Below are 12,245 nucleotides of genomic sequence, written 5' to 3' on the forward strand. Positions count from 1 at the left end.
GTGCCCGTATCGAGGGCGGGGGCATGTGTTGATGGACGGTCAGTCGCGATTCCCGAGGCAGCGGACGAGTTCGGGGGACGCGTACCGGTCCAGGTCCCAGGGGGGCGCGGCGGCGTCCGGGGTGCCGGTGCCCGCGCCGGGGTGCGCGCTGCACCGCCGGCTGCACCTGGCGCTCGACCCCGCGGACCTGGTCGCGGTGGGGGCCGTGCGGCACCGGCTGCGGACGGCGCTGAGCCGCTGGGGGGTGCCGGAGCTCGCCGACACGGCGGAGCTGCTCTCCTCCGAGCTGGTCACCAACGCGCTGCTGCACACCGGTGACGGCGCGGTGTTCGACGCGGTGCTCTCCGCGGACCTGCGGCTGCGGATCGAGGTCCGGGACGGCGCCGCCCGGCTGCCGGGCCGCCGCCGCGACCCGGAGGCCGAGTACGCGACCTCGGGCCGCGGGCTGATGCTGGTCGAGGCGCTCGCCGACGACTGGGGGGTGCAGCTGCGGGGTGACGGCAAGGTGACCTGGTTCGAGCTGGCGCATTCCTGATCGCACACCACTCTCCGGCCCCGCGCGTCCGGCGGCACACCGTCCGGACACGGTCGGCCGGGCTTCCGTCCGAAGGCACCCGGTGCTTCCCGGAATGCCGCCGTTCGTGATCGAACGGCACTCTTCGCGGAAGGCTTCGGGAAAGATTTCCGGGCCGTTCCCATTGCCGCTCGGCCGAACATTGGACAGGATGGTGGGAATCTGTGTGCCCATGTGCGGGAACCGGCGGGGAGAACCGGCCTCGACCGACCACCGTCCATCGGCACCGTCCGATCCAGCACCACCCATCACATCGCCTCGCGGCCCGCCCGGACGGCCGGCGCGGTCCGCCACGGCAGCGGCAGGAGCAGCATGCCCACTGAGCCCGAGTCGCCGGGGCCGGCGCGTTCTCCCGGCCCGTCCGCAGCCGGGTCGTCGGCCGACGCCCCCGTGCCCGCCGGAACGGTGTCCGCCGGACCCGTCCCGGGCGCGCCGTCCGTCCCCGGCCGGGCGGCCCGTCCGCCCGCCCAGGCGGTACGCCGGCACGCGCTGCGCACGACCCAGGGCCTGGCCGCCGGCCGGCTGGCACCGATGCTCTCGGGCGGGCTGCCGGCCACCACCGGGGACTCCACGCCGGACTGGCTGGAGCCCGCGATGGCGGCCAACGGCATCGGCTCCTTCGACTGGGACATCCGCCGCGACGTGCTGGAGGGCGACCAGCGGGCCTGCAGCATCCTCGGCCTGGACCGGCTGGACAAGGGCCGCTTCGACCGCACCTCGGCCTCCTTCCTGGCGCTGCTCCACCCCGAGGACGCCCCGGTCGTCCAGCGCCGGGTCGAGCGCGCCGTCCAGGAGCTCGGCCAGTGCGGCGCCTACTACCGCACCGTCGGGCCGAACGGGGCGATGAAGGCGGTGCGCTTCCGCGGCCGGGTACTGGCCGACGCCTTCGGGCGGGCCTCCCGGATGGTGGGCTTCGTCTGGGACGCCACCGTCGAGCTGCACAAACGCGACCGCGCCGACCGGATGGCCCTGCTGCGCGAGGAGCGCTCGCGGTTCATCAAGGAGGCCGCCCGGGCGCTCTCCGAGGCCGTCACCGTCCGTGACGTGGCCCGGGTCTTCACCGAGCTGCCGCTGCCCGGCCTGCCGCCGGACGGCCTGGTGCTGGCCTCCTTCGAGGCCGGCCGGGTCCAGGTCCTCGGCGCCAGCGGCTACCGGGAGCAGGACCTCGGCGCCTACGACCGGGCCGTGCTGCCCGCCGCCCACCCGGCCGCCGAGGCGCTGCGGCACCGGGCGCCGGTGTTCGTCCCCAGCCGCGACGAGTACCGCGACCGCTACCCGGAGGTGTGGGACGCCGCCAGCCGGATCCCCCGCAGCTCCTGGGCCTTCCTGCCGCTGGTCGCCAGCGGCCGGGCGATCGGCGTCTGCGTGGTCAGCTTCGACGACGACCGCGAGCTGGACGCCGACGAGCGCACCCTGCTCTCCACCCTCGGCGGCCTGGTCGCCCAGTCCCTGGCCCGGGCCCGGCTGCACGACGCCGAGCACGAGCTCGCGGCCGGCCTGCAGCGGGTCATGCTGCCGCGGACCGTGCCCTCCGTCCCCGGCGTGACCACCTCCGTGCGCTACCTGGCGGCCGGCTCCGGCCTGCAGATCGGCGGCGACTGGTACGACGTGGTGCCGCTGCCCGGCGGGCACGTCGGGCTGGTCATCGGTGACGTCCAGGGCCACGACGTGCACGCGGCCGGCATCATGGGCCAGCTGCGGATCGCCCTGCGCGCGTACGCCGCCGAGGGTCACCCGCCGGCCGCCGTGATGGCCCGCGCCTCCCGCTTCCTGGCGGACCTCGACACCGACCACTTCGCGACCTGCACCTACGCCGAGGTCAACGTCGACTACGGCGTGGTCTACGCCGTACGGGCGGGCCACCTGGACCCGATGGTCCGGCGCGCCGACGGCTCCGTCGCCGTGGTGCCGGTGGCCGGCGGGCTGCCGCTGGGCATCGCCCCGGACGAGGAGTACCGGGTCACCCGGTTCAGCCTGGACCCGGGTGAGACGGTGCTGCTCTGCACCGACGGCCTGGTGGAGGCCCGCGGCATGGACCTCGACGAGGGGATCGGCCGGCTCACCGACGTGCTGGGCGGCCCGCTGGCGGCCCGCGGCGAGTCCGCCCGCGACCCGCTGGAGGACCTCGCCGACCGGATCGCCTCCCAGGCCGCCGACTCCAGCGAGCGCGAGGACGACATAGCGCTGCTGCTGCTCCGCTGGGACGGTCCGGCGGGCGGCCTGGCCGCCCAGCAGCTGCGCCGCCGGATCGGCCAGGCCGACCTGGCCAGGATCGCCGAGGTGCGGGCCGAGCTGCGGGACGCGCTGCGCCGCTGGGGCGTCGCCGAACTGGTCGACACCGCTGAGCTGCTCGCCTCCGAGCTGGTCACCAACGCCATCCGGCACACCGACCGGGACGCCATGTTCACCGCCCGGCTCTACCGGGAGCCGGTGGACGACGGCGGCCGGGCCCGGCTGCGGGTCGAGGTGGAGGACGAGTCGGACCTCTGGCCCACCCGCCGGACGCCGGGGGAGCAGGCCTCCTCCGGACGCGGGCTGATGCTGGTCGAGGCGCTGGCGGACGGCTGGGGGGTGGAGCCCCGCGGCTCGGGCAAGCGGATGTGGTTCGAGCTCACCGCGACACCGGTGCCGGCCGCCTGACCCGTGCCGGCCCCGTGCCGGACGCCCCGCCGCCCGGAGGCCTGCCGCGACGGGCGCGGCGGGCCTCCGGACCGGACCGCGGCGTGCAGTGGCGTCAGCCGAACTGCTGCTCCAGGTCCTTCAGCTTGCGCTCCAGCGAGTCCAGCCGGGGCAGGGCCACGGTGTCCTCCTCCAGGGTCAGGTCGATGGTGCGCCGCTCCGGACGGGCCGGCAGGCCCGGCTGCACCACCGTGCCCCCGGCGGCCCCGCCACCCCGCCCGGCAGGGTCCGGGGCCCCGTCGGAGCCGGCTCCCGGGCCGTCCCCCGGAGGGCCGGCTATCGCGGATTCCGATCCGGATTCCAGTTGCCGCGGGCGGGCCGCGCCGCGCTGGCGCCACACGCTGTTGGTGCGGTTGATGGCCCGGATCTCGGCCCGCTCGCGGCGTCCGGCCAGCCGGCGGCGCTCCCGTTCGGCGGTCTTCTCCCGCTTGTCGTCGCGGACCTCCTCGACCGCCTCGTCCAGGCTGCGGACGTTCTCCAGGAGCATCAGCGACCAGGCCGCGTACGTCTCCCGGGGGGCGCGCATCCAGCGCACGATGCGGATCTGCGGCAGCGGCCGGGGCACCAGGCCCTGCTCGCGCAGCGCGGCCCGGCGGGTCTGCTTGAGCGCCCGGTCGAACAGCACGGCGGCCGAGAGGGACATGCCCGCGAAGAACTGCGGGGCGCCGGCGTGGCCGAAGCCGCGCGGCGCGTGCACCCAGTTGAACCAGGCCGAGGCTCCGGCGAACAGCCAGACCAGCAGCCGGGATCCGAGCGCGGCGTCGCCGTGGCTGGCCTCGCGGACGGCGAGTACCGAGCAGAACATCGCCGCCCCGTCGAGGCCGAACGGCACCAGGTACTCCCAGCCCCCGGAGAGGTTGAGGTTCTGCACCCCGAAGCCGACCAGGCCGTGGAAGGAGAGCGCGGCCGCGACCGCGGCGCAGCAGAACAGCAGGGTGTACGAGGCCGCGCCGTAGAGGGATTCCTTGCGTCGGCGCCGTTCCTCGGATCGCTCCCAGGAATCCGTGGCGCCGGCGGCCGATCCCCGGTTCCGGGCCAGCGCCACCAGTACGGCGCTGACCAGCAGCACCGCAACGCCGGTGACGGCCCACCCGAGCGGTATGTCGGACAGTTTCATCGCCTGAACCAGCCTCGCTTTCCTGCGTCGTGACGGCCCCAGTGACGGTGGGGAACCATCATGGCGGATGTGCGGGCGTCGAATGGCTGATTCGCTGTCAATGCGCTGAGTTCAGCGATTTCTGACGCAGAGACAATCCCATCGTATTATTTATTTACGGAGATGAATTCCCGGAATTCCGGGCCCGGGCGGGTGTGCCCCCAGGGGAATTCGGTCAACCCCGCGTGACGCGGGGGCAACCGCCGCACAGGTCCCCCGGCCGGACGGTGTACACCAGGCAGCAACTGGCCCGGACCCGGTCCGCCGCACCCGTCGTCCCGGACGAACCCGGCGAACCCGGTGAACCCGGCGAACCCGGCGCGCCCGTCGGCGCGGGGCCGAAGCCCGCGCCCGGGGTGAACGGCGCGCAGTCCGTCGCCAGCAGCGCGGTGAGCTCGGCCCGCGCCCGGTCCTCCTCGCCGAGCGGCCCGGCCAGGTGCCACAGGCCCTCCACCGTCGCGTCCGTCGCCATCGCCCAGAGCGTGGACGGCCCGCGGCGCACCTCCGGCCGGAACGCCGCCAGCAGCGGCGTCAGGAACCCGCCGAGCGCCGAGCGCAGCCGTCCGGCCAGCTCCGCCGCGTCGGCGACCGGACGGGCGCCGGGCAGGACGGCCGCCGGGTCGTCCGCCAGGCAGGCGAAGGCCCCCGGGCGTACGGTCAGCTCCCCGGAGGCCCGGCGCACCGAGACGTCCCCGGCCGTCAGCAGCGGTACCCGGCGCTCCAGGAACCACGGCAGGGTGAACAGCAGCGAGGCCGGCCAGCAGAACCGGTGCAGCGCGAAGCCGGCCGCGACGTCCGGGCGCAGCGGCGCGCCGTACCGGGTCAGGCCGTCGCGGGCGTCGTGGGCGATCAGGGCGCGCAGGGCCGCCGGGTCGGTCAGCAGCTCGGCGCCGGAGATCCAGCCGTCGCCGGTGCGCGGCGGGCCGTGGTGGATCCGTACGGCGGGGAACAGCTCGGTGAGCCGGGCGTGGGCGGCGGCGCAGGGGGCGGGGGCGTCCGCGGGGGTGGCCGTGGGGGCGGCCGGGGCGGTGTCCCGGGTGAGGCCCGGCAGGGCGGTGGCCGGTACGACGGTGCAGGGGGTGACGGTGCTCGTGGCGAGGGCGTCCGGGGCGGGGGAGTCCGGGCGGCCGGAGAGGGGGAGGGCGGTCATGGGGGCGGGCCAATCGGGTCGGCCGGAGCCGGTGCGGGCCCGCCCGCTCGGCCGGCCGGGAGCGGCGGCCGAGCGGGCGCCGTACGGCGGTGCCGCGGTACGGCGGTGCGGCCCCGGACGCCCGGCGGGCGCGGCCGGACGGGGCCTGGCGGGGCCCGGTGGCGACAAGGCGACCCGGCCGAGGCGCTGCTCCCCCCGGCCAGGTAAGGCTTACCTTAGCCGATGTTCCCGTCCGGGGCCGCCTCGACGCGTCCGTCCGGGCGGGTGACGGGCGCGGCGGACGGGGGAGCCGGGCGCCGGCGCCGGGGCGCGCCCGGCGTGGAGAGGGTGCCCGCCGCCGGAGCGGAGGGCGTGGACGCGGGGGGTGTGGGAGCGGGCCGCCGGCCCGGAACCGTCCCGGGCGCCCCCGCCGCACCGTGCGCGCCCGGCGCGTACAGCGCGCTCAACTGGCGTGAGAGCCACACCGGCACACCCCCCAGGGCCTGCACCAGCCGGGCGGCCTCGGCCCGCAGCCGGGCCGCCTCCTCCGGCGTGGAGACCTCGGCCAGCGCCGCCAGCGCCGGTGCCACGCCCACCGTGAAGCCGAGCTGTTCACGCAGCCGCAGTGAGGCGTCGAACCCCTCCCGGGCCCGGACCTGGTCGCCGGAGGCCAGTGCCAGCGCCGCCAGGTGCCGCCAGGTGTAGGAGCGCAGCAGCTCGTCCCCCCGCTCGCCGGCCCCCTCGTGCGCCCGGCGGTAGGCGATCCAGGCGGCGGTCCGGTCGCGCAGCAGGTTCTCGGCGACCAGGCCGCGCCGGAAGTCCAGCAGCGGGCGCCCGGGGGCGTCCGGCGGCAGCAGCGCGGAGGTCCGGCCGAGCGCGGCCTGCGCCTCGTCCAGCCGGTCGCGCGGGCCCAGCACGCTGGCGACGTACGCCAGGAAGCCGCGGGCGCAGGACGCCGCGGCGCGCTGCTCGGTGCTGCTCACCAGGGCCTCGGCCAGGCGCAGCGCCTGCTCCGCCTGGGTCCAGTGGGCGGCGGTGAACAGGCACTGCTCGATGAGGAGTTCGGCCCTGGCGAGGGCCGCCGTCGGGTCCCGTTCGGCGGCCGGGCGCAGCAGCTCCGCGGCCTCCTGCCAGCAGGCCCGGGACCGCAGCCGCCAGACGGTGTCCCCCGGATCGGGGGGCGCCGGCCCCCGATCGCCACGGCCCTCCGGGCCCAGTCCGTGCTCCGACAACGCCACCTCCTTGTGTGCGCCATCCGGCGAGCGCGGACCCGCCCCACCGGCCCGCTCCGTGGCGGCAATTCAACACGGGGGCGAGCTTGTGCACCAGATCACGAGCGCAGGTTTATGCGGTCGGGCACGGGTGGCGGTCAGGTGTGCCAGTGGAGTTCAGGAGGTCCAGCCGGTCTCCATCAGGGCCTCGGCGGCGCCGTTGGCGGGCTGCGGGACGCCCGCGAGGTCCAGGCTGAACAGGGCGACCAGCAGTTGTTCGCCGCGCACGGTGGCCTGGTGCGAATAGCCCGCGAGGGTGAACATCGCGGCGGCCATCTCCTCGGCGTGCAGGGTCTGCAGCCACAGGCACTCGACGGACTTCACGTCGGCGGGCTCGGTCCAGGTGTCCACCTGGGCGACCATCCGGCTGCCCAGCAGGGTCACGCCGTCGCGCTCCTGGGCCTCGGTCAGCTCCAGGTCGTCGAAGCCGAGCCACTCCAGGTAGCGGGCGGCGGTGAACACCGCGTCCTGCGAGGTGCGCACGGGATGCGGACGGAACGGGGCGCGCCGACGCCAGGAGGCGGACCGTCCGGCGGGCGGGGCCGGCACCGGCGCCCCCAGCGGGTGGGCCGGGTACGGGCGGGAGCCCTGCGGGCCGGTGGCGCCGAGCGGCCCGCCGACCGGGTTGCCGCCGCCGAGGCGGGTGGTGCGGTCCACCGGGAGGCGGACGGTGGCGCCGCAGTTGCAGGTGAACTCGGGCTGCGGCCACTGGTCGGAGCGGCCGCAGTGCGGGCAGCGCATGCTCAGCCAGGAGTCCTCCCAGGAGCGGAAGCGCACCTGCACCGGGACCCCGCCGCGCAGCAGCGGCACCTTCAGCGAGGCGCCGCACGGGCAGGGCAGCGACGGCGGCTCGTACAGGTGCTCGCGGCGGCAGGCCGGGCAGCGGATCGCGCGGGCGGCACCGGGGGACTGCTGGGTGGCGGGGTGCTGGAGCGGGTCGTGCCCTGTGAGGTCGTCCCGCCCGGGGTGTCCGTCGTGCCCTGTGAGGTCGTCCCGTCCGGTGAGGTCGTCGCGGCCGGTGTAGTCGTCGGGCAGTCCGGACATCGCGGGCACCGTCCGTTCGGGTCGGCTGGGCAGGTCGTGTCCCATGCTCCCCGATCGCTGCGGGCCGTGGCGCGGAATGAGGCAATCCTCAGGGAGAGATCAGGGGTATGCGTTCGATTTCTCGTCGGTGGGGAGGAGCGTGCGCCGCCCGTGCGGGGGAGGCGCACCCGCTCTGACCGGGGACGGTCAGGTCCGGCTCAGCCGTCCGTCCAGCGGGCGAGGTCGGCCGGGGTGTCCAGGTCGTCGGGGACGGCCACATCGGCGCACTCCACCAGCGTGAGTTCAGCCGCGTGCGCCCCCAGCAGGGTGCGCGCGCCGGAGTCTCCGGTGGCCCCGGCGGCGGCCTCCGCGAAGTACCGGGCGCCGATCAACACCGGGTGCCCCCGCCGCCCGTCGTACGCCGCCGCGGCCAGCGCCGCCCCCGCCCGGTGGGCCGCCAGCAGCCGGGCCACCGCCTCCGGGGTCACCCCCGGGGTGTCCACCAGCATCACCAGCGCCGCCGGGGCCCCGGGCGGCAGCGCGGCCAGCCCGGCCCGCAGCGAGGAGCCCATGCCGCCCGCCCAGTCCGGGTTGTCCACCAGCCGGCAGTCCGGCAGGGCGGCCTCGGCCCGGACCCGCTCGCGGGCCGCGCCCAGCACCACCGTCACCGCCCCGCAGCCGCCCGCCCGGACCACCGCCACCGCGTGCTCCACCAGCGGCCGCCCCCGGTACGGCAGCAGCGCCTTGGGGCGCCCGCCGAGCCGGCGCCCGCCACCGGCCGCCAGCACCAGCGCGGCCACCGGGTCCTCCGTCGTCATGCGCCCAGCCTGCCTGCCGCGGACCGCCGCGCGCAGCCCGACCGGACTGTACGAATCCACAAGGCGATGGCGCGGGTCACCGCCGCTCCCCGGCGGTTCGGCCGCTGGAACTCCCGGCGCGCTGCCCCTGTACTGGGTCGATGAACACCGCACCGCGCCCGCTGGTGGACCGCTTCGGCAGGGTCCACACCGATCTGCGGGTCTCGCTCACCGACCGCTGCAACCTGCGCTGCACCTACTGCATGCCGGCCGAGGGCCTGGACTGGCTCCCCAGGGCCGAGGTGCTGGACGACGAGGAGGTGGTCCGGCTGGTGCGGATCGCCGTCCGGCGGCTCGGCATCACCTCGGTGCGGCTCACCGGCGGCGAACCGCTGCTGCGCCGCGGCCTGCCCGAGCTGATCGGGCGGATCACCGCGCTCGGCCCCGAGGTCTCGCTGACCACCAACGGCATCGGGCTGGCCCGCACCGCCGGGGCGCTGGCGCTGGCCGGACTGCACCGGGTCAACGTCAGCCTCGACACCCTGCGGCCCGAGCGGTACGCGGCGATCACCCGGCGCGACCGGATCGCCGACGTGTTCGCCGGGCTGGCCGCCGCGCGGGCCGCCGGGCTGGACCCGGTGAAGGTCAACGCGGTGCCGGTGCGCGGGGTCAACGACGACGAACTCGTCGACCTGGTCGGGTTCGCGGCCGTGCACGGCTACCGGATGCGGTTCATCGAGTCGATGCCGCTGGACGCCCAGGGCGCCTGGGACCGCGACAGGATGATCACCGCCGACGAGGTGCTGGCCGTGCTCGGCGCCCGCTGGGAGCTGGTCCCGGTCGGCCGGCACGGCAACGCCCCCGCCGAGGAGTGGCGGATCGCCGGCACCGACACGGTGGTCGGCGTGATCGCCTCGGTCACCCGCCCGTTCTGCGGCGGCTGCGACCGGGTCCGCCTCACCGCCGACGGGCAGCTGCGCAACTGCCTGTTCGCCACCCAGGAGTCCGATCTGCGGGCGCTGCTGCGCGGCGGCGCCGACGACGCCCGGATCGAGGCCGCCTGGCGCGCCACCATCGCCCGCAAGGGCCCCGGCCACGACATCGGCTCGGCCGACTTCGTCCGCCCCGACCGCCCGATGTCGGCCATCGGCGGCTGACCCGGGCGCGGCGGCGGGCCCGAGGGCCTGCCACCTGCGCGGATCCCGGTGTGAGCGGTGTGATCACCGGATGATATTCGTGTGCGGTGAACCCGACCCTCGCCCGGCTCTCCCGCCGCGCACTCCCCGCCTCGCTGGCCGCCGCCCTGGCCGCCTCGGTGCTCGCCGGCTGCTCCGGCACCGACCGGAACGCCGCCGGCCCCGCCCCCGCGGGCACCGCCGCCTCCCCGTCCGCGGCCCCCTCCGCCGCGCCCGCCCCGACCGCCCGTCCCACCGGCGAGGCCGATCCCGCGCTCAAGGACTTCTACACCCAGCGGATCACCTGGGCGCCCTGCGCCGACCTCCCCGGGACCGACAAGGTCGACGAGTCCAAGGTGCAGTGCGCCACCCTCAAGGTGCCGCTCGACTACACGAACCCGGGCGCCGACACCGTCGACGTCGCCCTCTCCCGGATCCCCGCCCTCCACCAGGACCGGCGGGTCGGCTCCCTGCTGGTCAACCCCGGCGGGCCGGGCGGTTCCGGCGTCGACACGGTCGTGTACGGCCAGGGCGACTTCGACGGCGGGCTGCACGACCGCTTCGACATCGTCGGCTTCGACCCCCGCGGCGCGGGCGGGACCCTCCCGGTCCTCTGCCTGGACGGCAAGGACCGCGACGCGTGGCTGACCTCCGACGACCCCGGCGAGGACCACGGCAAGGTCCTCGCCGAGGCCTGCCGGGCCAAGTACGCCAAGGTGCTGCCCTTCCTCGGCACCCGCGACACCGTGCGCGACATGGACGTGCTGCGCGGCGCCCTCGGCGACCGGAAGCTCCACTACCTCGGCCTGTCGTACGGGACCTACATCGGCAGCGTCTACGCCGAGGAGTTCCCGGACCGCGTCGGCCGGCTCGTCCTGGACGGCGCCACCGACCGCGCCACCGACCTGCTGCGCCAGAACATCGAGCAGCAGGCCGGCTTCGAGCGCTCGCTGCGGCTGTTCGCCGAGGACTGCGCGAGGAAGCCGGCCGACTGCCCGCTCGGCTCCGACCCGGCCACCGCGCCGCAGAAGCTCGCCGACTTCCTGGACGGTCTGAAGCAGAAGCCCCTCACCACCGGGGACGGCCGCCGGCTCACCTCCGCCGCGGCCTGGACCGGCGTGGCGAACCTGCTCTACGGCGGCGACGAGAAGTCCTCCACCGACCTGCGCAACCGCCTCGGCTGGGCCATGGTCCGGGGCAAGGGCGACCACCTGCTCGCCGCCGCCGACCGCTACAACGGCCGCGGCGAGGACGGGAAGTACAGCCCCTCCGCCGACGCGTACACCGCGATCCACTGCGCCGACGCCCCGCAGGCGCCCACCGAGGACGAACTGCGCGCCCTGCTCGGCGACCTGGCCGGCAAGGCCCCGCTGATGAGCCGGCACGCCCCGCTCCAGGCGCTCTTCGACCCGGACTGCCGCAGCTGGCCCTTCCGCTCCCCGGAGAAGCCGCACCGGATCAGGAACAACGGCGCCGCGCCGATCGTGGTCGTCGGCTCCACCGGTGACCCGGCCACCCCGTACGCGTGGTCCGAGAAGCTCACCGAGAGCCTCGGCCAGGCGGTGCTGCTCACCCGCGAGGGCGAGGGGCACGTCGCGTACTGGCGCAGCTCCTGCGTCCGCGACAAGGTGAACGCCTTCCTGGTCGACGGCACCGTGCCGGCGGCCGGGACGCGCTGCGCCACCGGCTGACCCCGGCGCACGACAACGCGAGGGGCGCACCGCCGTGGCGGTGCGCCCCTCGCGTCAGGGGGTGGGGCAGGGGACGGGTCAGCCGGTGGTCGGCGCCGTCAGGTCGTAGACCGTGGTGCCGCCGACCGTGCGGGCCGTGAAGTGGGCGGTGACCCAGGCCTCGATCTCGGCGGACATGGTGTTCCCACCGCCACCGGGGCCGCCACCGGGGCCGCCGCCGGGGCCGTTGAAGGTGAGGCCGTCGGTGCCCGCTCCGGGGGCCTCGACCCCGCTGTTCCGGCGGGCGTTGCCGCCGCCCAGGAAGTAGTGGATCCTCCCCTCCTTCACGTACTGCTGGAAGGCCTCCAGGCTCAGCGAGGGGTCGGTGCTGTTGAAGCCGCCGAGGGCCATCACCGGGACCCGGGTGGCGAGCTGGTAGCTGGCCGCGTTCTGCGAGCCGAGGGTGGCGGCGGCCCAGGTGTAGCGGTCGGCGTCCTGCTTGAGCAGGGCGGCGGCCTCGGCGCTCACCTGGGCGCCGTTCAGCAGGCCGCCGCCGGGGCCGGTGGAGACGGTGAACTCGCGGGTGTTGCCGCCGTCCTGGACGATGTTCCCGCCGCCGCCGTCGACGCCGCCGGGGAACTGGCCACCGGGAGCCTGCCCGCCGGGGAACTGCCCGCCCGGAGCCTGCCCGCCCGGAGCCTGCCCGCCCGGAGCCTGCCCACCGGGGAACTGCCCGCCGGGCCCCTGGCCAGCCGGGTGGCGGGCGCGGCC

At 76.2% G+C, this 12,245-nt stretch carries 8 protein-coding genes and 2 pseudogenes; 4 read left to right on the forward strand and 6 right to left on the reverse strand.

The features are described 5' to 3' along the window. Positions 1–127 precede the first annotated feature (127 nt). Together ACWEQL_RS19695 and ACWEQL_RS19700 are read left to right on the forward strand one after the other, a co-directional pair. Entirely contained in the window at positions 128–535 is a 408-nt protein-coding gene (locus ACWEQL_RS19695) for an ATP-binding protein (protein WP_452151542.1), read from the forward strand. Positions 536–886: 351 nt separating this feature from the next. Next, complete coding sequence (locus tag ACWEQL_RS19700; RefSeq protein ID WP_452151543.1) at positions 887–3,214, forward strand: SpoIIE family protein phosphatase; 2,328 nt, start codon at positions 887–889, stop codon at positions 3,212–3,214. Between the two features lie 94 nt (positions 3,215–3,308). Here ACWEQL_RS19700 and ACWEQL_RS19705 read toward each other — a convergent pair whose 3' ends face one another. The 5 genes and pseudogenes from ACWEQL_RS19705 to ACWEQL_RS19725 form a co-directional block, all read right to left on the reverse strand. Then, positions 3,309–4,370, reverse strand: coding sequence for a DUF2637 domain-containing protein (locus tag ACWEQL_RS19705; protein ID WP_452151544.1), 1,062 nt, complete (start codon positions 4,368–4,370; stop codon positions 3,309–3,311). 214 nt (positions 4,371–4,584) lie between these two features. Continuing rightward, on the reverse strand, positions 4,585–5,559 hold the full coding sequence (locus tag ACWEQL_RS19710; protein ID WP_452151545.1) for a (2Fe-2S)-binding protein: 975 nt from the start codon (positions 5,557–5,559) through the stop codon (positions 4,585–4,587). 407 nt (positions 5,560–5,966) lie between these two features. After that, positions 5,967–6,755, reverse strand: a pseudogene (locus ACWEQL_RS19715) (hypothetical protein); the annotation flags it as partial. Between the two features lie 171 nt (positions 6,756–6,926). Continuing rightward, positions 6,927–7,853, reverse strand: a complete 927-nt coding sequence (locus ACWEQL_RS19720; protein WP_452151546.1) for a hypothetical protein — start codon at positions 7,851–7,853, stop codon at positions 6,927–6,929. Between the two features lie 197 nt (positions 7,854–8,050). After that, positions 8,051–8,650 carry a nucleotidyltransferase family protein gene (locus tag ACWEQL_RS19725; protein ID WP_452151547.1) on the reverse strand — a complete coding sequence of 200 codons (600 nt, stop codon included), beginning with the start codon at positions 8,648–8,650 and terminating at the stop codon, positions 8,051–8,053. 140 nt (positions 8,651–8,790) lie between these two features. On the opposite strand from ACWEQL_RS19725, the gene moaA reads away from it, so the two are divergent. Both moaA and ACWEQL_RS19735 read left to right on the forward strand, forming a co-directional pair. Beyond that, positions 8,791–9,786 (forward strand): GTP 3',8-cyclase MoaA, encoded by a 996-nt coding sequence (gene moaA, locus ACWEQL_RS19730; RefSeq protein ID WP_452151548.1) that lies wholly within the window; start codon positions 8,791–8,793, stop codon positions 9,784–9,786. An 86-nt stretch (positions 9,787–9,872) separates the two neighbouring features. Continuing rightward, positions 9,873–11,495, forward strand: a complete 1,623-nt coding sequence (locus tag ACWEQL_RS19735; protein WP_452151549.1) for an alpha/beta hydrolase — start codon at positions 9,873–9,875, stop codon at positions 11,493–11,495. A gap of 78 nt (positions 11,496–11,573) precedes the next feature. On the opposite strand, the pseudogene ACWEQL_RS19740 reads toward ACWEQL_RS19735, so the two are convergent. Next, positions 11,574–12,245, reverse strand: a pseudogene (locus ACWEQL_RS19740) (glycosyl transferase); the annotation flags it as partial.

It is taken from the genome of Kitasatospora sp. NPDC004240, from assembly GCF_053603215.1.

Excerpts from the sequence above, each read along its gene's own strand:
- ACWEQL_RS19700 (WP_452151543.1), top strand. The coding sequence starts at position 887 with ATGCCCACTGAGCCCGAGTCGCCGGGGCCGGCGCGTTCTCCCGGCCCG.
- ACWEQL_RS19705 (WP_452151544.1), bottom strand. The coding sequence starts at position 4,370 with ATGAAACTGTCCGACATACCGCTCGGGTGGGCCGTCACCGGCGTTGCG.
- ACWEQL_RS19710 (WP_452151545.1), bottom strand. The coding sequence starts at position 5,559 with ATGACCGCCCTCCCCCTCTCCGGCCGCCCGGACTCCCCCGCCCCGGAC.
- ACWEQL_RS19720 (WP_452151546.1), bottom strand. The coding sequence starts at position 7,853 with ATGTCCGGACTGCCCGACGACTACACCGGCCGCGACGACCTCACCGGA.
- ACWEQL_RS19725 (WP_452151547.1), bottom strand. The coding sequence starts at position 8,650 with ATGACGACGGAGGACCCGGTGGCCGCGCTGGTGCTGGCGGCCGGTGGC.
- moaA (WP_452151548.1), top strand. The coding sequence starts at position 8,791 with ATGAACACCGCACCGCGCCCGCTGGTGGACCGCTTCGGCAGGGTCCAC.